Annotated in this window: 17 protein-coding genes; 12 read left to right on the top strand and 5 right to left on the bottom strand. The window is 72.1% G+C overall.

From position 1 onward, the window contains the following. Window positions 1-111: 111 nt before the first annotated feature. From guaA to ACFXB5_RS08955, 5 genes are all read left to right on the top strand, one after another. Window positions 112-1,698 carry a glutamine-hydrolyzing GMP synthase gene (gene guaA / locus ACFXB5_RS08975; protein ID WP_385204308.1) on the top strand — a complete coding sequence of 529 codons (1,587 nt, stop codon included), beginning with the start codon at window positions 112-114 and terminating at the stop codon, window positions 1,696-1,698. Between the two features lie 139 nt (window positions 1,699-1,837). Then, window positions 1,838-2,425 carry a Uma2 family endonuclease gene (locus ACFXB5_RS08970; RefSeq protein WP_385204305.1) on the top strand — a complete coding sequence of 196 codons (588 nt, stop codon included), beginning with the start codon at window positions 1,838-1,840 and terminating at the stop codon, window positions 2,423-2,425. Between the two features lie 75 nt (window positions 2,426-2,500). Continuing rightward, the gene (locus ACFXB5_RS08965) at window positions 2,501-3,298 is read left to right on the top strand and encodes a class II aldolase/adducin family protein (RefSeq protein ID WP_385204302.1); all 798 of its coding nucleotides are present in this window, start codon (window positions 2,501-2,503) and stop codon (window positions 3,296-3,298) included. Between the two features lie 105 nt (window positions 3,299-3,403). Beyond that, complete coding sequence (locus ACFXB5_RS08960; protein ID WP_385204299.1) at window positions 3,404-4,699, top strand: hypothetical protein; 1,296 nt, start codon at window positions 3,404-3,406, stop codon at window positions 4,697-4,699. A gap of 158 nt (window positions 4,700-4,857) precedes the next feature. Next, complete coding sequence (locus ACFXB5_RS08955) at window positions 4,858-5,370, top strand: DoxX family protein (protein WP_385204296.1); 513 nt, start codon at window positions 4,858-4,860, stop codon at window positions 5,368-5,370. Window positions 5,371-5,483: 113 nt separating this feature from the next. On the opposite strand, the gene ACFXB5_RS08950 is transcribed toward ACFXB5_RS08955, so the two are convergent. Then, window positions 5,484-7,373 carry a protein kinase gene (locus ACFXB5_RS08950; RefSeq protein WP_385204294.1) on the bottom strand — a complete coding sequence of 630 codons (1,890 nt, stop codon included), beginning with the start codon at window positions 7,371-7,373 and terminating at the stop codon, window positions 5,484-5,486. 125 nt (window positions 7,374-7,498) lie between these two features. On the opposite strand from ACFXB5_RS08950, the gene ACFXB5_RS08945 reads away from it, so the two are divergent. The 4 genes from ACFXB5_RS08945 to ACFXB5_RS08930 all read left to right on the top strand — a co-directional run bounded on the left by ACFXB5_RS08945 (window position 7,499) and on the right by ACFXB5_RS08930 (window position 11,446). Beyond that, window positions 7,499-8,809 (top strand): PspC domain-containing protein, encoded by a 1,311-nt coding sequence (locus ACFXB5_RS08945; RefSeq protein WP_385204291.1) that lies wholly within the window; start codon window positions 7,499-7,501, stop codon window positions 8,807-8,809. Continuing rightward, the gene (locus tag ACFXB5_RS08940) at window positions 8,806-9,237 is read left to right on the top strand and encodes a hypothetical protein (RefSeq protein WP_385204289.1); all 432 of its coding nucleotides are present in this window, start codon (window positions 8,806-8,808) and stop codon (window positions 9,235-9,237) included. Before ACFXB5_RS08945 ends, ACFXB5_RS08940 begins: the two co-directional genes overlap by 4 nt. A gap of 155 nt (window positions 9,238-9,392) precedes the next feature. Then, window positions 9,393-10,670 carry a PspC domain-containing protein gene (locus ACFXB5_RS08935; RefSeq protein ID WP_385204286.1) on the top strand — a complete coding sequence of 426 codons (1,278 nt, stop codon included), beginning with the start codon at window positions 9,393-9,395 and terminating at the stop codon, window positions 10,668-10,670. Then, window positions 10,667-11,446 carry a LuxR C-terminal-related transcriptional regulator gene (locus tag ACFXB5_RS08930; protein ID WP_385204283.1) on the top strand — a complete coding sequence of 260 codons (780 nt, stop codon included), beginning with the start codon at window positions 10,667-10,669 and terminating at the stop codon, window positions 11,444-11,446. Before ACFXB5_RS08935 ends, ACFXB5_RS08930 begins: the two co-directional genes overlap by 4 nt. A gap of 99 nt (window positions 11,447-11,545) precedes the next feature. Here the strand turns inward: ACFXB5_RS08930 and ACFXB5_RS08925 are convergent, their stop codons facing one another. Further along, complete coding sequence (locus ACFXB5_RS08925; protein WP_385204281.1) at window positions 11,546-12,397, bottom strand: helix-turn-helix transcriptional regulator; 852 nt, start codon at window positions 12,395-12,397, stop codon at window positions 11,546-11,548. A gap of 87 nt (window positions 12,398-12,484) precedes the next feature. Between ACFXB5_RS08925 and ACFXB5_RS08920 the strand changes: the two genes are divergently transcribed. Further along, on the top strand, window positions 12,485-13,294 hold the full coding sequence (locus ACFXB5_RS08920) for an SDR family NAD(P)-dependent oxidoreductase (protein ID WP_385204278.1): 810 nt from the start codon (window positions 12,485-12,487) through the stop codon (window positions 13,292-13,294). Between the two features lie 59 nt (window positions 13,295-13,353). On the opposite strand, the gene ACFXB5_RS08915 is transcribed toward ACFXB5_RS08920, so the two are convergent. The 3 genes from ACFXB5_RS08915 to ACFXB5_RS08905 all read right to left on the bottom strand — a co-directional run bounded on the left by ACFXB5_RS08915 (window position 13,354) and on the right by ACFXB5_RS08905 (window position 16,653). Continuing rightward, window positions 13,354-14,322, bottom strand: a complete 969-nt coding sequence (locus tag ACFXB5_RS08915; RefSeq protein ID WP_385204275.1) for an SDR family NAD(P)-dependent oxidoreductase — start codon at window positions 14,320-14,322, stop codon at window positions 13,354-13,356. Window positions 14,323-14,586: 264 nt separating this feature from the next. Continuing rightward, the gene (locus tag ACFXB5_RS08910; RefSeq protein WP_385204272.1) at window positions 14,587-15,573 is read right to left on the bottom strand and encodes a homoserine dehydrogenase; all 987 of its coding nucleotides are present in this window, start codon (window positions 15,571-15,573) and stop codon (window positions 14,587-14,589) included. Between the two features lie 57 nt (window positions 15,574-15,630). Beyond that, window positions 15,631-16,653, bottom strand: a complete 1,023-nt coding sequence (locus ACFXB5_RS08905) for an NlpC/P60 family protein (RefSeq protein ID WP_385204269.1) — start codon at window positions 16,651-16,653, stop codon at window positions 15,631-15,633. 347 nt (window positions 16,654-17,000) lie between these two features. Here ACFXB5_RS08905 and ACFXB5_RS08900 point away from each other — a divergent pair, with 347 nt between their 5' ends. Next, entirely contained in the window at window positions 17,001-17,354 is a 354-nt protein-coding gene (locus tag ACFXB5_RS08900) for a hypothetical protein (protein ID WP_182467469.1), read from the top strand. Window positions 17,355-17,466: 112 nt separating this feature from the next. Then, a complete protein-coding gene (locus ACFXB5_RS08895) occupies window positions 17,467-18,234 on the top strand; it encodes a L,D-transpeptidase (protein ID WP_385204266.1) in 768 nt (255 codons plus the stop codon). The last annotated feature ends 142 nt before the right edge of the window (window positions 18,235-18,376 follow it).

The raw sequence follows: 18,376 nt of genomic DNA, 5'->3' as shown, positions 1-18,376 counted from the left end.
GATTATGGGCCCGTTAGAATCGAAAGTCCAAACCTGCGGTCCCGCCCCGAAGCCGTGGCCCCGCCGCAGTCATGTTCCACCGCACGCCACCACCGCCGGAAGGCCGCCGAAGTGCCATCAGCGTCCCCTGCTGCCGCCCCCGACACCGTCCTGGTTGTCGACTTCGGCGCGCAGTACGCCCAGCTCATCGCCCGCAGGGTCCGTGAGGCCCGGGTCTACAGCGAGATCGTTCCGTCCACCATGCCGGTGGCCCAGATGCTCGCCAAGAACCCCAAGGCGATCATCCTCTCCGGCGGCCCCTCGTCGGTCTACGCCGAGGGCGCGCCCACGCTCGACCGCGCGCTCTTCGAAGCGGGCGTCCCGGTCTTCGGCATGTGCTACGGCTTCCAGCTGATGGCCAAGGCGCTCGGCGGCACCGTGGACAACACCGGGGCGCGGGAGTACGGCCGTACGGCGCTCACCGTCACCAAGCAGGGCTCGACGCTCTTCGCGGGCACCCCCGAGGAGCAGCAGGTGTGGATGTCGCACGGCGACGCCTGCTCCGAGGCCCCCGAGGGCTTCACCGTCACCGCGTCCACCGATGTGGTGCCGGTCGCGGCCTTCGAATGCGATGAGCGCAGGCTGTACGGCGTGCAGCACCACCCCGAGGTGATGCACTCCACCCACGGCCAGCAGGTGCTGGAGCACTTCCTCTACCGGGGCGCCGGCCTGGAGCCCACCTGGACCACCACCAATGTGGTCGAGGAGTCCGTGGCCGCGATCCGGGAGCAGGTCGGCACCAAGCGCGCGATCTGCGGGCTGTCCGGAGGTGTGGACTCCGCCGTGGCCGCCGCCCTCGTCCAGAAGGCCATCGGCGACCAGCTGACCTGCGTCTACGTGGACCACGGCCTGATGCGCAAGGGCGAGTCCGAGCAGGTCGAGAAGGACTTCGTGGCGGCCACCGGTGTGCAGCTGAAGGTCGTCGAGGCCGAGGAGCGCTTCCTTACCGCGCTCGCCGGGGTCTCCGACCCCGAGGAGAAGCGGAAGATCATCGGCCGGGAGTTCATCCGGGTCTTCGAGCAGGCGCAGGCCGAGCTGGTGGCCGAGGCGGGCGCGGCCGGTGAGGACGTGGAGTTCCTGGTCCAGGGCACCCTCTACCCCGACGTCGTGGAGTCCGGCGGCGGCACCGGCACCGCCAACATCAAGTCCCACCACAATGTGGGCGGGCTGCCCGACGACATCGAGTTCCAGCTGGTCGAGCCGTTGCGTCGGCTGTTCAAGGACGAGGTGCGGATGGTCGGCCAGGAGCTCGGCCTGCCGGACGAGATCGTCCACCGCCAGCCCTTCCCGGGCCCCGGCCTGGGCATCCGCATCGTCGGCGAGGTCACCAAGGAGCGCCTGGACCTGCTGCGCGAGGCCGACGCCATCGCCCGCGAGGAGCTGACCGCCGCCGGTCTGGACCGCGACATCTGGCAGTGCCCGGTGGTCCTGCTCGCCGACGTCCGCTCGGTCGGCGTCCAGGGCGACGGCCGCACCTACGGCCACCCGATCGTGCTGCGCCCGGTCTCCTCGGAGGACGCGATGACGGCGGACTGGTCGCGGCTGCCGTACGACGTGCTGTCGCGGATCTCGACCCGCATCACCAACGAGGTGGACCAGGTGAACCGGGTGGTGCTGGACATCACCAGCAAGCCGCCCGGCACCATCGAGTGGGAGTGACCGCCGCGCTCCCTCCGGGTCGGATGGTCATCTGATCGTCAAACGCCTACGCCGTCGCTCATTCGTTTGGGTGGCGGCGTCGGCGTTTGCGCTCGGTAGGCTGGCTCCACGGCCAAGAATCCCGTCCATGGGAGGAACCATGACCGCTGAGCCGCTGCACACCACTTCGTGGCCGGTGCCGCCGCTGGATGGCTACACCGTGGACGACTTGTTCCGTCTGCCTGATCTCCCGCCGCATACCGAGCTGATCGACGGAAGTCTGGTTTTCGTGAGTCCGCAGCGGAGTTTTCATGCTCTGGTGATTGAAGTGCTGCTGTTCGGCTTGCGAGTGACGGTGCCCGGCGACCGGCGGGTCCGGCGGGAGATGAATGTCGTCATCGACGATCGCCAGGCACCGGAGCCCGATCTCTTTGTGATCCGGGCCGAGGCCGCGATCAGTGGTGAGGAGTCGCGTTACGACGCGAAGGACGTCGAGCTCGTGGTGGAGGTCGTCTCCCCTGAGTCGGCGGTGCGGGACCGCAAGCGAAAGCCACAGCTGTACGCCGAGGCGGGTATCCGGCACTTCTGGCGGGTGGAGAGCGGTGAGGACGGCCGGCCGGTCGTTCATGTCTTCGAGCTGGACGAGACCACCAACGCCTACGGACTCACGGGCATTCACCACGACCACCTCAAGCTCTCCATCCCCTTCACCATCGACATCGACCTCACCGAGATCGACCATCTGTAGCGGGCCCTGACTCTGGCCTCCTGCGATACCCAGAGGTAGCTTCCGCCTCAGCACACCAGAGGAGCGGAGCTGCCGATGACGAACCAGCCGCAGACCCCCACCCCGATACCGGCCGATCAGCTGCGGTTCACCATGCCCCCGCAACACACCTCGCCCCATGACGAGCGCCGCTACCGCAAGGAGCGGCTGGCCGCGGCGCTGCGCCTGTTCGGGCGGTTCGGGTACGAGGAGGGGGTCGCGGGCCACATCACCGTGCGGGACCCGGAGTTCACCGACTGCTACTGGGTGAATCCGTTCGGCATGCCCTTCGGCCACATCACCGTGAGCGATCTGCTCCTCGTCAATCAGGCGGGCCAGGTGGTCGAGGGACGCGCCCACGTCAACCAGGCGGCCTTTGTCGTTCACTCTTCCGTGCATCAGGCGCGGCCGGACGTCGTGGCCGTCGCGCACAGCCGCTCGGTGCACGGCCGCACGCTGGCCGTGCTCGGCGAGCCGCTGGAGCCGATCACCCAGGAGGTCTGCGCGTTCTTCGAGGACCACGCGGTCTACGGGGGTACCGCGGGGGTCGTCGTGGACGAGGACGAGGGGCGCGCGATCGCCGCCGCGCTCGGCGGCCACAAGGCCCTCATCCTGCGCAATCGCGGTCTGCTGACGGTCGGGGACTCGGTCGACGCGGCCGCGTGGTGGTTCATTACGATGGAGCGCGCCGCCCAGGTGCAGCTGGCCGCGAAGGCGTCTGGCAGGCCGGTGCCCATCGACTACGCCGACGCGATGCGGACGCGTGAGCAGCTGGGAAACGATCTTGTGGCGTGGATCAACTATCAACCTCTGTATCTGCAGATCACCCGGGATGAGCCGGACCTGCTGAGCTGACACCCTCCGCGGTGCGGCACAATCCCCTCTCAACACATGACAGTTGGGCGGTGCCGCGCGAACCCGCGGTCCCGTACGGAACGAGCGAACGACGGAGCGACCCGCGTGGCGGTGGAGCAGGCGGAGAACGCCACGACGGCAGAACGACAGCACCCTCATGGGCACCCGCACGGCCACAAGGGCTGTGAATGCCCTCAGGGGGCCCGGGAGGGCCACCGGAGGGCCGTGGCCACGTTCGTGGCCCTACGGGAGCGTTTCGCGGCCGGAGAGGGCCTTCCCAAGGCTCTCGCCCATTCGGCCGGGGCGTCCCGGCAGTGGGTCTCGGACGAGCTGGCCCACGCGGCGCGCTCGGTGGCCGACAGCGGCCGCGCCGAGACCTCGGCCTGGCGCCACCGGGTGTGGCTGCGCACGGTGTGCGTGGTGTGGGGCGCGGCCGGGGCGCTGCTGATCGGCCAGTTGGCCACGGCGATCGGCGCGGGCTGGTCGGTCGCGCGGACGGCCGGGCTCTCCGCCGCCGTGATCACCGCCGCGCTGCTGACCCTCACCGCCCGGCTGCACCGCGCGGACGGCGGCCCGCTCGCCCCGCTCGTCGGCGAGGACAACCGCCTCTCCACCTCCCGTACCGTCGCCGCCGCCTGGCTGCTGATCGCGGTCTTCGCGGTGCTGGTACTCGGCGTCGAGCTGGCCGTGGACCCCGGCGACCGGCAGCGGCTGACCGACGGGCTCGCCCTCGGCCACACCGCCGGGCTCCTTATGGTCGCCGCGCTGACGTGCGCGGCCGCGGTGCTGGCACGGCTCGTCGTGGCGGCCCGGGTGCGGGCGCAGCGGCTCCAGAAGGTGCGGGCCGCGCGCCCGCGCGCCGCCGATCTGCTGACCGACGACGCGGGCCGCGGCAGCTTCGCCGATGTGCAGTACATCGTCGTCCACACCGTGGCCCTCGTCTTCACGGCCGTCCGCCTCGCCCGCGAGCCGTGGCGGCTGCCCGATGTGCCGTGGGGTCTGGCGCTGCTGGCGGCCGTGTCGGTGGTGATGTACCTGACCGGGAAGTACGCGGAGGGCGGCCGCCCGACCGTGCTGTCCGTCGTACGGGCCCTCCCCGAGGAGGGCGCCATCGACCGGGACGCCCCGATCCGCACCGGCGACGACATCGAGATCCGCGGCAGCGGCTTCGTCCCGCCGGGCGCCCAGGACCCGGACCGGCTGGCCAAGCTGGTCGTCCGCATCGGCGCGGTGCACGTCCATGTCCCGCTGGTCCCGGTGGCCGGGGGTTTCAGCAGCCCCACGGACACCGCGCTCACCGTGCCGGTCCCGGTGGACGTGGAGCCGGGCCGGGTGGATGTGCAGGTCGTGACGGCCTCGGGGGCGGAGACCAACCGCTATCCCATCGATGTTATGGACTGAGTCGTTCCGGCCGGCCGCTCCGTATGGTTTCGTCGAACACGCAACTAAACGGCGGCGTGACGGGAGAGGCGGGCGGCATGAGACACGCGGATCGTATGGCCGGTTCGGGCACGGCGGGCAGTGGCGGGAGCGTGCATGGTATGGGCGGGATGGGCGGAATGAGTGGCATAGGCGGGCAGCAGCAGCCCGTGGGGATCAGGGCCACCGCCGGCCGTTACGCCCTGCTGCCGCTGCGGATCTTCCTCGGCGTCACCTTCGTCTACGCCGGAATCGACAAGCTCACCGACTCGGCTTTCCTGTCCGACTCGGGCACGGGCTCGATCGGCGAGCTGATGCGCCAGGTGCGGGACAGCTCGGCCGTGCCGTGGCTGGTCGACCAGGCCCTCAAGGACCCCACCGCCTTCGGCTACGCGATGGCCTACGGCGAACTGGCCGTCGGCCTCGGCATCCTGGTGGGCCTCCTCTCCCGCCTGGCCGCCTTCGGCGGCGCGCTGATCTCGCTGAGCCTGTGGCTCACCGTCAGCTGGCAGTCGGACCCGTACTACTACGGCAACGACCTGGCCTATCTGATGGCGTGGCTGCCGCTGGTGCTGGCCGGGGCGCCGTATCTCTCCCTGGACGTCGTCATCTCCCGGCGCCGGCGCCGACAGGGCTCGCAGCTCTTCACATAGCTCGCCGCTTCTCACGGGAGGCGCGTCTCTTCGCGGGACGGGGGCGCGTCTCCGTCTCTTCGCGGGGCGCGCCTCTTCGAACAGGCCGTGGCCCCGGACCGGACCCGGTCCCGTCAGCTGATGATGCGGAAGCCGTCCCGTACCTCGTCGAAGATCGGCCGGTAGGTGCTCCAGTCCGCGTCCGGGGCGCTCAGGTAGATCGCGTACTCCTTGTCGCCCTCATTGCCGAAGCCGAGGTCGATCGCGCGGAACATCCGGACCTCGCCGCGAAACTTGAACTCCCAGATCGCGGCGGGCATGCCCTGGTACTTCGTCTCCTGCAGCCGCAACCGCTCGTAGATCGGGTATTCCTTCTTGTCCTTGAACGCGACCTCGAGGTCCTCGAAGTGCTGGACCTGGTTGCCGGAGGCGAAGTCCAGGACGTTGATCCTGAAGCCGGCCAGCCCGTTGGGGTCGAGGTAGCGGACCTCCTGGGTGCGGTCGACCGTGTTGCCGTCGGGGTCGCTCTGCTCCTGGCGGGTCCAGCCGTCGGGGATGGGGAGGGAGAAGCCGAACTTCTTCTCGGTGACGATGTGGTAGCCGGACGGCGGGTTGTACGGCTTGGCCGGGGAGGCCGACGGGTTGCCCGTGGCGGAGGACCCTCCGCCCTTCCCCCCGCCGCTGTCGTGGTCGAGGCCGTACAGATAGATGCCGCCCGCCACCGCCACGACCGCCAGGGACGTCGCCGCGGCGGCCCACACCGCCTTACGGCTCTTGCGCGCCGGAGCGGGGGCGGGCGGGGGCACCGGCGTCTGGGTGGTCATGGACGGCGTGGTCATGGACGGCGTCGACGCGGTGAACGGCGTGGCCGTGGGCGGGGTGTGCTGCGAGCCGGGCGTGTTCCCGGTGCCCGGGGCGTACGAGGGAATCCGTGGGTCCGACGCGTGCGGTGTGCTCGGAGTGTGCGAGGTGTTCGGCGGGTTGTGCGGAGCGCTCGTCGCGCTGTGCGGAGTGCTCGGTGTGTGGGTCGTGTGTTGATACGGGTTCGATGCCGTGGGCGCGTGTGGCGCGGCGTGCCCGTCCGTGCCCGCGGTCCGGTCCGTGCCCGTGCCCGCGTCCCGCCGCGTCGACAGGTTCATGGTCGCGTCGAGCGGTGGATTCTTGGTGGTCGTATCGAGCGGCGGGGTCTGCAGCGAGGACGTCTCGGGCTCCGAGGCCGGGAGCCGTAGCGCCCGTTCGGTCTCCTCGGCCGAGGGCCGCAGCTCCGGCTCCTTGGCCAGCAGGCTCTCGACCAACGGGGTCAGCGCGCCGGCCCGTTTGGGCGGGTCCAGCGGATCGACGGCGATCGCGTAACCCGTCTCGATCGCCGTGGCCTTGCGGAACGGCGGCCGCCCCTCGACCGCCTGATAGAGCGTCGCCCCCAGCGCCCAGAGGTCCGACGCGGGGCCGGGCTTGCGGCCCCTGACCCGCTCGGGCGCGATGTAGTCGATGGAGCCGACGACCTCGCCGGTCTTCGTCAGCGTCGAGGTGCCGGTGGCCATGGCGATGCCGAAGTCCGTGAGCACGACCCGGCCTTCGGGGCCGAGCAGCACATTGCCGGGCTTGACGTCCCGGTGCAGCACCCCGGCCGCGTGCGCGGCGCGCAGCGCTGCGATCATGCCGCGGCCGATGCGGGCGGCCTCGTCGGGCGAGACGCGTCCCCCGTCCTTCAGCAGGTCGGCGAGGGTCGTGGAGGGCACGTACTCCATGACGATGCACGGCAGTCCGTGGTGGTCCACCACGTCATGGACCACGACCACGTTGGGGTGGGTGATACGGGCCGCGCTGCGCGCCTCGCGGCGGGTGCGTTCGTGCAGGGTCGTCAGCTCGTCCTCGGCGAGGTGCGGAGAGACATAGAGCTGCTTGACCGCGACCTGGCGGCCCAGGAGTTCGTCCTCCGCGCGCCACACCGTGCCCATGCCACCACGGCCGATCTTCTCGACCAGGCGGTAACGTCCGGCTATCAGGTGGCCTACGTCCGACACCGCTTTCCCCTCCCCGCACACGTTCGATGCGACACGATAGCCGCCGTAACCCCCGGGGAGATCTCAGGGAAGACCTAGGGGCGTGCCGGATGTCGCGAGTGCGGCCCTGTTGTCACCATGGACGCATGACCGAAGCACCCACCGTGGCGGACGAGGCCGAGGCCGCGTCCGGTTCCCGCCTGTCACAGACGCCTCTGCGGCGCAGTCGTGACCATAAGGTGATCTCGGGGGTCTGCGGAGGGCTCGGCCGCTACTGCGATCTGGACCCGGTGATCTTCCGGGTGGTGCTGTCGGTGCTGTCCGTCGCGGGCGGTCTCGGTCTGATCGTGTACGGGTTCTGCTGGCTGCTGATCCCGTTCCACGGCGAGGACGAGAACGAGGGGCGCAGACTGCTCTCGGGCCGGGTCGAGGGCCCTGGGCTGACAGCGGTGCTGGTGGCGCTGGTGGGCTGTGGACTCTTCCTGTCGATGGTCAACAACGGCGGCGTCATGTACTTCTCGTTCATGCTCGCTCTCGCGGCGGCCGGTGCGGGCTATTGGTCGTACCACCGGCGGCAGGCGGAGAGCGTGGGCGCGGTGGACGCGGCCACGGCCCAGGCCGTCGCCGACGCGCCGCCCGAGACCAAGGCGCCGCCCACACGCGGCGGCCCCGGCCCCTCCTGGTGGCGCGACCCGATCGTCAAGGACGGTACGACCGGGCCGCTCGGCACCGGGGCCGGGTCGCGGACCGGCTATCTGTGGGGTCCTGACGACGGCCCGTACGACAAGCGGGAGGCGAAGGCGGAGCGGGCCCGCCGGGTGCCGGACCGGGCCTCCATCGGCGGCTGGGCCTTCCTGGTGGCGGTCGCCGCCGCCGTGGTGGGGGCGCGGGCCGGGTGGTCCTCGCAGCCGCTGGGCACCAGCCTCGAGATCGGGTTCGCCTGCGCGCTGGGCGTCTTCGGGCTCGCCCTCGTCATCAGCTCCCGCTGGGGGCGGGCCGGCGGCGGCACGGTGTTCCTCGCGCTGCTGACGAGCGCGCTGCTGGCGGGCGCGGCCGCCCTCCCCGATGCCGTCACCCCCGACTGGGCCCGCCGCACCTGGGCCCCGACCTCCGTGGCGTCGCTGCGCGACGGCTATGAGCTGGGCGGCGGCGTCGCCGAGTTGAAGCTGGACCGGCTGCCCCTGGAAGCGGACAGCTCCATATCCAGCCGGGTGGAGATGGGCGCGGGCAAGCTGGCCGTGACGGTCCCGCGCGACGCCCGGGTGAGGCTGGACATCGAGGTCGGGATCGGCGACATCTGGCTGCCGGGCGAGAAGCGGGACAAGCACAACGTCGACATCGGCCCGGGCCGGGAGCGCAGGCTCACCCTGGAACCGGGGGGCGGTGGCAAGGCCGAGGGCACGGTGTCGCTGAAGCTGGAGATGGGGCTGGGTGCGGTGGAGGTGAAGCGCTCATGAGGCGCCGCTCGTTCGGTCATCGGTTCGGGCATGGGGTCGGTCATCGGTTCGGTCACCGGTTCGGCCATGGCGACCATGGGTCCGACCCCGACTATGGCGACCATGGGGTCGGGCATCGGGCCGGTCATCGGTTCGGCGATCGGTTCGGTGATCGGTTCGGGCATCGGGCCGGCCACTGGCGCGGTCACTCGCTGGGGCACGCGGCCCCCGACCGGTCCCGCCATCCGTTCGAGCCGGGCAAGCTGGTGGCCGGGCTGGTGATCCTGGGCCTGGCCGCCGCGTACGGGATGGACGCGGCCGGGAAGTGGGACGTCCGCCCGGAGATCGCCCTCCCGGCCCTCCTGTGCGGCCTCTGCGTCGCGGCCCTGACCTCGGCCCTCACGTACGCGTTCCGCCGCCGGTCGAGCAGGGCGACGCCGGACGACTGACGGCGGCCCCAGGCCCCGGGGTGCGGCGGCCCCCGCGCCCCGGCTCCCGGGCCTCCGGACCCGGCTCCCGGGCCCCCAGGCCCCGGCCCCAGGTCGGGGAACGATCAGGGGCGACCCTGATGCCCGTTGTCGGCCGGGCGTGTGACGATCGAGCCATGACCGCCGCAGTGCCCCCCACGGCTCCCGAGCCACCTCCGCGCAAGCTCTACCGCAGTGCCGAAGGCCGTCTCCTCGGCGGTGTGGCGCGCGGGCTCGCGGGCCATCTCGGGCTGCCGGTCGCCTGGGTGCGGATCGTCTTCATCGCGCTGTTCATGGCGGAGGGGTTCGGCGCGCTCGTCTACGCGCTCTTCTGGTTCATCGTCCCGCTCGGCGTCGGCGGCGTGGAGACGACCACCACCCGCCCGCTCACCACCGTGGGCCCCGACGGCCGCCGCCGGATCCTGGCCCGCAGGCCGGAGCGCGGCCAGATCATCGCGCTCGTCGCCCTCGTCGTCGGCATGGGGATCTTCGTCCAGGGCTTCCAGCTCGGCCGCGCCAACACCTACATCTGGCCGCTCCTCCTCATCGGCGCGGGAGTCGCCCTCTTCTGGCGCCAGGCGGACAACGCCCGCCGCGCCCAGTGGGTCGAGCTCAGCCGCAGCAAGCGGGTCCTGCCGCTGGCCCGTGGCGCCGCGGGGGTGGTGCTGGTGGCCGCCGGGGTGTCCGGGATCGTGGTCCTCCAGGGTTCGGCCAAGCATCTGGGGGCCGTGCTGCAGGCGGCCCTGGCGGTCCTTGTCGGCATCGCGCTGCTGGTGGGCCCGTATGTGGTGCGGATGACGCAGGACCTCTCCGAGGAACGGCTGATGCGCATCCGCGCGCAGGAGCGGGCGGAGGTGGCGGCCCACGTCCATGACTCCGTGCTGCACACCCTGACCCTGATCCAGCGCAACGCGGAGGACCCCCGCGAGGTGGCCCGGCTCGCCCGCGCCCAGGAGCGGGAACTGCGCGCGTGGCTCTACCGGCCGGAGGGCACGGGCAAGGACGAGGCCGAGGAGCCGGACACCCTGGCGGAGGCGGTGAAGAAGACGGCGGCGGAGGTCGAGGACCACCACGGCGTCCCGATCGAGGTGGTGGTGGTCGGCGACTGCCCCCTGGACGAGAAACTGGGCGCACAGATACAGGCGGCGCGCGAGGCGATGGTCAACGCGGCCAAGTACGGTGGCGACGGCGGGGCCGTCCAGGTCTTCGCCGAGGTCGAGGGGGCCACGGTGTTCATCTCCGTGCGCGACCGCGGCCCCGGCTTCGACGTGGACGCGGTGCCGGAGGACCGGATGGGCGTACGTGAGTCGATCATCGGCCGGATGCAGCGGAACGGCGGCACGGCGCGGCTGAGATCCGCGCCGGACGGGGGCACGGAAGTGGAGCTGGAGATGGAGAGGGCGGCGACGACATGACCGACGCGACGGGCGGTACGAACGCGACGAGCGGCCCCGGGGCACAGAGTGCGCCGGGCGCCGTGCCCGGTCCGGCGGGGGCCGGGGGCGCCGGAGCCGACGACGCGGCCGCGGCGCGGCGGGTACGCGTGGTGCTCGTGGACGACCACCGCATGTTCCGCACCGGGGTGCAGGCCGAGATCGGGGAGACGGCCCGGACCGGTGTCGAGGTGGTCGGCGAGGCGGCCGACGTCGACCAGGCCGTGACCGTGATCACCGCGACCCGCCCCGAGGTCGTGCTGCTCGACGTGCACCTCCCGGGCGGGGGCGGCGTCGAGGTGCTGCGCCGCAGCGCCTCGCTGATGGCCGACCAGGACCGCCCGGTGCGCTTTCTCGCGCTGTCCGTCTCGGACGCCGCCGAGGACGTCATAGGCGTCATCCGCGGCGGCGCCCGTGGCTATGTGACCAAGACCATCACCGGTACCGACCTCGTGGACGCGATCTTCCGGGTCTCCGAGGGCGACGCGGTCTTCTCCCCGCGCCTGGCCGGTTTCGTCCTCGACGCCTTCGCCTCCACCGACGCCCCGCCCGTGGACGAGGACCTGGACCGGCTCACCCAGCGCGAGCGCGAGGTGCTGCGCCTGATCGCGCGCGGTTACGCCTACAAGGAGATCGCCAAGCAGCTGTTCATCTCGGTGAAGACGGTCGAGAGCCATGTCTCGGCGGTGCTCCGCAAGCTCCAGCTCTCCAACCGCCATGAGCTGACCCGCTGGGCGACGGCCCGCCGCCTGGTCTGAGCCTCAGCCCTGAATAGGTCCGAGCCTGAGCCCCGAAGGGAACGACAGCGGAGAACGGAGATACGGAGAACGGAGAACGGAGAACGAACGGCCGGCGGCTCAGCCCGGCACCCCCATCCGCTGCGTGCCGACGACCGACAGCAGCCGCAGCGCCTCCTCGGCCGGTGAGCCGGGGTCGGCGGTGTAGATGATCACCCGCTGGTCCCGGTCGGCGATGTCCAGCACATCGCAATTGACGGTGATGGGCCCGACGAGCGGATGGTGCAGCGTCTTGCACAGGGTGGGCTCGGCGGACACATCGTGGGAGTCCCACAGCCGGGCGAACTCCTCGCTGCCCGAGCGCAGCTCGGCCACCAGCTCGGTCACCTCGGGATCGTCGGGGTAGCGGGCGGCCGCGGCGCGCAGCCCCTGCGCCGAGGTCTGGGCGAACTCGTCCACGTCCGACACCCCGTACAGCCGCCGCACGTCCCGGTGCGGCCCGAGGAAGGCGCGGCGGACGAAGTTGCGGTCGCGGCGCGAGAGGGCGGAGAAGTCCTCCATGAGGGCCGCGGCCAGATCGTTCCAGGCGATCACCTCGTACGTCGCGGAGAGCACGATCGCCGCCGCGTTCGGCAGCCGCCGCAGCAGGTTCGCGATGCTCGGCCGCACCTCGCGGGAGGGCCCGGCCGGCGGGCCCGGAGGGGCGCCCGCGAGATGGTGCAGATGATGGCGCTCGATGTCGCCCAGCCGCAGGGCGCGGGCCAGCCCGGTCAGCACCTCGCGGGACGGGCGCGGGGCACGGGCCTGCTCCAGCCGCGTGTAGTACTCGGTCGAGATGAACGCCAGCTGCGCCACCTCCTCGCGCCGCAGCCCCGGCGTGCGGCGCCGCGTCCCGGCGGGCAGCCCCACATCGGCGGGCGTGATCCGCTCACGTCGGCTGCGCAGGAAGGCCGCCAGCTCTCGTCTGTCCACGCCTTCAGTGTGCGCGGACGGCCGGGGGCTCAGCCAGGTACCACCGGTGCCTGGTTGGGCCCCGGCGCTCACAGCAGCCTCGGAACCATGAACCACACACCGAACACCACCCTCGAAGCCTCGCCCCGCACCCCGGCCGCCGGACTCCTGGCCGGCAAGGTCGCCTTCATCACCGGCGCCGGGCGCGGCATCGGCGCCGCCGCGGCCCGCCTCTTCGCCCGGGAGGGCGCCCGGGTGCTGCTGGCGGCCCGTACGGAGGCCCAGCTCAAGACGGTCACCGAGGAGATCCGGGCGGCCGGCGGCACCGCGGATCACGTGGTGTGCGACCTGGCCGACGCGACGAGCGTCCGCGCCGCCGTCGACCGGGCCGTGGAGCTGTACGGCAGGCTCGACGTGGCCTTCAACAACGGCGCGACGATCCAGCAGCCGGGCCCGATGGACCAGCTGCCGCAGGCCGACTTCGACCACGTCTACGCCGTCAACCTCCGGGGCCCCTGGCTGGCCATGAACGCCGAGGTCGCCGCCATCCGCGCCACCGCCGGAACCGGCGCCATCGTCAACAACTCCAGCGTCGGCAGCCTCATGGGCAACCCCGAACTCCCCGCCTACGGCGCCATGAAGCGCGCGGTCAACAGCCTCACCGAGTCCGCCGCCGTCACGTACGGCCCGGAGGGCATCCGCGTCAACGCCATCGCACCCGGCGCCACCCTCACCGAGATGATCCGCGCATGGGAGGAGGAATCCCCCGGCATCGTCGACCGCATCACCGCCCACGCCCCACTCCGCCGCGCCGCCGCCCCCGACGAGATCGCCGAGGCCGCGGCCTGGCTCCTCAGCGACCGCGCCTCCTATGTGACGGGTGTGGTCCTCCGGGTGGACGGCGGCAGCCAGACCTGAGACCGCGGGTCGCGGACGACCCGCTTCAGCGAACACCCCCCCGATCTGCTCGCCCAGCCTCACGCCGGGCCGAACTCCGGCTCGAGCCCCGTCAGGTCGCGGCTTGCCGACCACAGGTGGACCGCGACTTCCGCGTCCGCCAGGTGACCTCGGACGGGGCGGCGGCGGGGGGTGCCGCGGAGGGCGAAGTGGCGGGGGGCCCATAGTTCGCCGCCGGTGATGGACGGGTCGAGGACCGCTCGTACGGCGGGCCAGGCGGCCGCGTCCTTGCCCTGGACGAGGATTCCGGCGGGCAGCCCCCGCAGCCGTTCGCCGGGCGTGCGGACGTGCAGGGGCGGGCGGGACGGGGTGAGGGAGTCGAGCGCGCCGCCGGGGTGGGTGACCACGCTCCGCACCGTGCTGCCGACCGCCCTCAGCCGTCGGTCGAGTTCGAAACCGAAGAGCATCTGGGCCAGTTTCGAGCGCCCATAGGTGCGCTCGGGCTCGTATTCGCGGGTGCTCTCGAGGTCGTCCAGGTCCAGCCGTTCGGATGTGGCCGCGAAGCTGCCCGTGGTGATGACGCGGCCCTCGGGGGCGGCCGCGAGCAGCGGTGCCAGCCAGTGGGTCAGCGCGAAGTGCCCGAGGTGGTTGATGCCGAACATCGCCTCATGGCCGTCCCCGGTCTCGAGGCGTGGCGGCTGGTCGAACTTCACCCCGGCGTTGTGGACGACCGCGTCCAGACGGTCCAGCCCCAGCGCTTCCGCGGAGGCTTCGAGCGAGGAGAGATCGGCGAGGTCCAGCCGGATATGGCGCACCCGGGCGTCGGGGACCCGGGAGCGGATCGAGGCCACGGCGGCGTCCGCCCTGCCCGGGTCGCGGCTGCCGAGGACGACGGTGGCTCCCGTACCGGCGAGCTGTTCGGCGACGAAGTACCCGATCCCCGCATTGCCTCCGGTCACCAGAAAGGTCTTTCCGTCGGCCCGTGGAAGGCTGTGGACGTCCCACCGCTCGGTCGAGGTCGAGGATTGGGTGGGGGCTGCGGAAGGCATGCGGTGGCTCCTTGCGTTCGTGAGGTCGGGGCGGGGCCCCATGGGGCTCACGCTGAACGCGTATCAGCCTTACGGTCGCCGCCGACGCCCCACCGACAGAGCGCCGTCACCTCCCGCGCTCCGCCGACAGAGCGCCGTCACCTCTCGCGCTCCGCCGACAGAGCGCCGTCACCTCTCGCGCTCCGCCGACAGAGCGCCGTCACCTCTCGCGCTCCGCCGACAGAGCGCCGTCACCTCCCGGCACCCCCGCCGACAGATCGCCGCTCAGGCGAACCCGTGACCCACCGGCCCCGCCGCATCCAGCGTGTCCTTGACCATGGCGAGCGCCGCGCCCAGGGGGCTGGAGCGGCCGCCGCTCACCGTGATGTCGCCCGCGTCGGGGCAGCCGTAGACGGCGGCCTTCTCGGGGCCCCTGAGGGCGTACAGGGGGTCGCCCGGTTCCGTCTCCTCCAACGCGACGCGGACGACGAGCGGTTCATCGGCGGTCGCGGTCGCGACCGACCGCAGACGGCGGTCCCGCGCGGCGGCCGTACGGGCCGCCTCCGCCGTCCCGGCGTCGATCCCCGGGCCCGCCTCCGTCCTTACGGCCGTCGCGTCCCACCCCCACAGCAGCGCCGCCAACAGCCGCACCTTCACGGCCGCGTCGGCGCCGGAGAGGTCGGCCGTCGGGTCGGCCTCGGCGATACCGCGCCGCTGGGCCTCCGCGACCGCGTCGGGCAGCGCGTCGCCGTCCGCGAGCCGGTCCAGGACGAAGGTGGCGGTGCCGTTGGGGCAGGCGCGCAGCGTACGGCAGCCGAGGCCGCGTACGCCGATCCGCGCGAGGTCGGCGGTGGGGAGGGCGGCTCCGGTGGCGCCCGAGATCCGGATGCGGCTGCCGCCCTCAGCCGCCGCCCGGCACAGCTCGCCCCAATGGCTCAGCAGATGGCTCTTGGTGGCGGTCACCACATGGACCCCTCGCCGCAGGGCCGACAGCGCGTCCGTAGCGGCCTGTTCGCGCACCGCCGGGGACGAGGGCACGGCCTGGGCCAGCACCGCCGCCCCCGTGCGCTCAAGGGTCTCGGCGAGCGGCGGCAGCGGGCCCCAGCCGGGGCGTGGCTCCGACGGCAGCCCCTCGGCCGCGCTGGTGCGCACGGCGGCGAGCCGCAGCGGCAGCGCGCCGCCGATCAGCCGCTCGGCGTAGGCCCGACCCACCGGGCCGTACCCCGACAGCACGACGGAGGGTTGGGCGCGGACGTCAGCGTCGTGTGGCATGCGGCCAGTCTGCCCCGTGTCACCAGGTCGAGGTCACCAGGTCGGGACCGGGGGCCGCTACGCCGGGCGGGCCGCCCCCGCGAAGGGCATGTCCGCCACGGAGGCCAACCGGACCGGGGCCCCGGGGTGCGGCGCGTGGATCATGCGGCCGTCGCCGATGTAGAGGCCGACATGGCTGATGCCGGAGTAGAAGAAGACCAGGTCGCCGGGGGCCAGTTGGTCACGGGTGACGCGCTGTCCGGCGTTGATCTGGGTGTAGGTGGTGCGGGGCAGGGCGACCCCGGCGGCGCGCCAGGCGGCCTGGGTGAGCCCCGAGCAGTCATAGCCGTGGGGGCCGGTGGCGCCCCACACGTACGGCTTGCCGAGGGCCGCGTACGCGAAGGAGACGGCGCGGGCGGCGCGGCCCGCGGCGGGGGTGGGGAAGCCGGCGGCCTTGTCGCCGTCCCGCGCCGCGAGCAGGCGCTGTCGCTGCTCGAGGGTCAGCCGGTCGAGGAGGCGATCGGCGGCGGCGAGCTTCTCCTGGACGGTCCGCTTGTGGTGTGCGGCGGCCGTCTGGGAGGTGCGCAGAGCGGCGAGGCGGTCGGCCGCCTCGCCGCGGACCTGGCGTAATTTCCGCTCCTGACGGCCGATCGTGGCGATCAGGGCGGCCTGGCGGCTCCCCGCGCGCTCGGCGAGCGAGGCGCGCTGCAGGTACTCGTCGGGGGAGGAGGACAGGGCGAGCTGGAGGGCCGGGGCGATCGTCCCCGAGCGGTACTGGGCGGTGGCGAAGGCCCCGAGGGCGTTGCGCGCGGTGTTGAGCCGGGTGGTGCGGCGGGCGGCCTGGTCGCGCAGCGCCTCCAGCGTCCGGCGGGCCTTGTCGGCCTTCTCCCTCGCGCCGTTGTACTGCTCGGTGGCCTCCTCGGCCTCCCGCTGGTACTCGTCGACCTTCGCCTTCACCTGAGCGGGGGTGAGGCGGTTCTCGGCGTGCCCGGTGCCGTTGAGGAGGGTGGCGGACGCGGCGCCGGTGAGGGCGAGGAGCGCTGCCGCGCGGGCGGTGCCGCTGGTGAGCGAGCGCTGCTTGGGCTTCCTGTGCGACGCCACTGCGGCGGTTCACCTGGTCTTTCTTGGGCAAGCCAGTTTGGGCGATCCAGGACATTCCGCAGATCCTGGACCCTTGTGGGGAGCGGACGGGTAGGTGGCAGTCCGCCATGAGGCGGGGACCCTCGGTTGACGGGAAGCGGACTGCCACCTGGAGGAGGAAGCTAGGCCGGAAAGTGGGGGTCGTGCGGGGGATTGAACGGGAGTGCACGGATTTCGTCGGTCCCGTGACGGCTGCTGATCGCCCGGCGAGTGGGGTGGTCGGGAGTGTGGGCGGCCGTGATCGAAGCGGCGATAGGGCCCCACCCGAGTGCCGGGTGATGATATGAGCGCGGCTAGTCTCCGGAGCCATGGACGTACTCATTCACGTGTTCGTCGGCCTCCACATCGTCGGCATCGGCGCGCTGCTCGGCGGCTTCTTCTCGCAGCTCAAAGCCGCGCGGGCGGGCGAGGCCCGGATGATCCCGGCGATGCTGCACGGCGCGCTGACCATGCTGGTGACCGGTGTGGCGCTGGTCGGGCTCAATCAGGCGGACGACAACAGCGTCAATACCGTCAAAATCGGCGTAAAGCTGGCGCTATTGGTTGTGATCCTCGGCCTGGTCTATGTGAAGCGCGACGAGGAGAAGGTAGAGTCTGCCGCCTTCGGCGCGGTGGGTGCCTTGACAACGGCAAACATCTTCATCGCCGTGCTGTGGACCTGACGAACGAGTGTTCTGGGGCTAATCCCAAGGCAATTGCGACACGATCCAGAGGCAACCGTTTGCACTCGCGAGCTGTCTTAGTAAAGAGCGAGGCAGTCGAGAGGAGTGGCCAATGGGGGTAGTGAGGGCAGTCAGAAGGCATGGGCGGCGCGTGGGTGTCGCGCTGGGACTGGCGGGGATGGCGGTGCCACTCGCGGTGGCCGTCGCCGGTCCGGCGCAGGCTCAGGCACGGCCGCTGGGCCGGTCGGCCGGCACGGTGACACCGGTGAGCATGGCCGCGTCGTCGTGCACGACCACCGCGGGGCCGTACCAGGAGCAGGCCGAGCGGTTCCTGGGCCGTCCCGTGGACGGGTGGCAGTCGCGGGCGGACTGTCTCGCGATCCAGAAGTTCCAGATCGACCACGGCATCAGCCCGACGATCGGCTACGCGGGCCCGATCACCTCGGGCGTGATGAGCCTCATCAGCGCCCAGAAGGCCGCCGGGCGCAATCCGAACGCGGCGAGGAAGTGCCCCACCGACAAGGGCCGTATCGCCTGCGTGGACCTCACCCGCCAGCTGAGCTGGGTCCAGGACGGCTCCCGGCTGGTCTACGGACCGGTGCCGGTGCGGTCCGGGCGGGACGGCTTCGAGACCCGCACCGGGCTGAAGAGGGTCTACTGGCGGAACATCAACCACTGGTCGACGCTTTACAAGGTCGCCATGCCCTACAGCCAGTTCTTCGACGGCGGCCAGGCGTTTCACTCGATCGCCGGCAGCGTATGGTCCCCGCCCGGCTCCCATGGCTGCGTCAACATGCGTAAGGGCGACGCCAAGAAGTACTGGAGCCTGCTGAAGAACGGCGACGATGTGTACGTCTACGGGCGCAAGCCCGGCACCTGAGCCACTGAGGGCGCCGTTGAGCCACTGGCGGCGCCGCTGAGCCGATGACGATGCCCCCGGGGGCGGGGGGGGGGCCCGCGCGCGGCGCGCGGGGGGGGCGGGGCCCCGCCGGGGGCCCCCCCCCCCCCGCTAGGGGGACACC

Source organism: Streptomyces sp. NPDC059455 (assembly GCF_042750115.1).
In the GTDB taxonomy this organism is placed as follows: Bacteria; Actinomycetota; Actinomycetes; order Streptomycetales; family Streptomycetaceae; genus Streptomyces; species Streptomyces endocoffeicus.
This window is presented reverse-complemented; position numbering and strand designations above follow the sequence as displayed.